Below are 1,447 nucleotides of genomic sequence, written 5' to 3' on the forward strand. Positions count from 1 at the left end.
GGGTGTCCCTCGGCCGCGTCCCACAAGGTGTCCACGAGGTGCCCCGCAGGGCGGCCGCAGCCGCACGTGACGGAGTCCCAGCCGTGCCGGGAGATCTCCCGGACGACCGCGTCGGGCACCAGTGGACTGGTGCGGGGCTGCTTATCCGTGGCTCTCACGGAAAGCAGTATGGGAGCAGGTGGACGGCCGGTCCAGTCGCCCTCCCCGTGGAGGATCCGCGGGGATCAGTGGCCGTGCCCCTGGCAGCCGCAGCCCTTCGCCGTGCCGCGCGGCAGCCGCTCGGTGAACTCGCTCTGGGAGAAGACCGCGAGGACCGTGGCCGGCTCGGTGCCGTGGTTGACCAGGGTGATCTCCTTGCCGGCCGGCAGCATCGCGAAGGTTCCCGGGGTCACCGTCTCGGCGCCGCAGCCGCACGAGGCCTCCACCGTGCCGGCGACGCCGGTGAGCAGCAGTTCGGACGCGCCGTGCCCGTGGGCCGGGATGGTGCCGCCCGCCGGCACCTGGATCCGGACCGCCGCGAGCTCACGGAAGGGCCCGCCCTCGGGGTCGAGGCGCAGCGCCGGACCGGCGGTGGTGTCGAGGGCGGTGTCGATGGTCATGCCGAACATGGTGGATTCCTCTACGAGTCGGTGTGCGGCCGCGCCGGGCGGAGCCCGGGTGCGGGAAGGGGGTGGGTACCCGCGCCGATGCCTCGAATTTAGACGACGGGCATCGTCTCAATCCGGGGCGGAACGTCCCGACCTGCCGGGCCCTTCGTCTCGGCCGGAGGCGACCGCCGGTCCCGGAGTGCCCTCCCGAACCGTCCCTCCGGGACCGGTCCTCAGGGACCGCCCCTCCCGGAGTGCCCCTCCCGGACCGGCCCTCCAGGACCGCCCCTCCCGGACCGGCCACCGCCGTCCGGGCCCGCCGGGAGCCGTGGCAGGCTGGGCCCGTGAACGAGGCACCGCGCGATACGGCACGCAGGACACCGCTCCACCTCAAGGTCGCCGCCGACCTGCGGACCGCCATCACCGCGGGCGAGTACGGATCGGGCGCCCGCCTGCCCGCCGAGGACGAACTCGCCCGCCGCTACGGGGTGTCCCGGGGGACCGTCCGCCAGGCGCTCGCCGCGCTGCGCACCGACGGGCTCGTCACCTCGCGGCGCGGCACCCGCCGGGTGGTCCTCGGCGGCGGTCCGGGCGCGGCCGGGGGAGTCGCCGAGCTCCGCAGCTTCACCCGGTGGGCCCGCTCGCTCGGGCAGGAGCCGGGCGGACGGACCGTCGCCGTGACGCCGGGGGAGGCCGACGCGGAGGAAGCGGAGCAGCTGCGGATCGAGGAGGGCGCCCCCGTCCACCGGGTCCTGAGGCTGCGCACGCTGTCCGGGACCCCGGTGATGGTGGAGCGCACGACCTATCCGGAGGCGGTCGGTGCCCTGGTCGCGGCCATGCCCCCGGACACGGTCTCCTAC

General features: G+C 75.5%; 2 protein-coding genes. One reads left to right on the top strand and one right to left on the bottom strand.

Annotation, left to right across the window (positions count from 1 at the left end; translation table 11 throughout):
• Positions 1 to 224: 224 nt before the first annotated feature.
• Entirely contained in the window at positions 225 to 599 is a 375-nt protein-coding gene (locus tag ACWGDE_RS38930; RefSeq protein WP_453393816.1) for a cupin domain-containing protein, read from the bottom strand.
• 332 nt (positions 600 to 931) lie between these two features.
• Between ACWGDE_RS38930 and ACWGDE_RS38935 the strand changes: the two genes are divergently transcribed.
• Positions 932 to 1,447 (top strand): GntR family transcriptional regulator (locus ACWGDE_RS38935; protein ID WP_453393817.1); only part of this gene is annotated, 516 nt, incomplete at its 3' end.

Source organism: Streptomyces sp. NPDC054956, from assembly GCF_053609185.1.

Bases quoted from the DNA above. Each gene is read 5' to 3' on its own strand.
- ACWGDE_RS38930 (WP_453393816.1), bottom strand. From the start codon at position 599: ATGACCATCGACACCGCCCTCGACACCACCGCCGGTCCGGCGCTGCGC.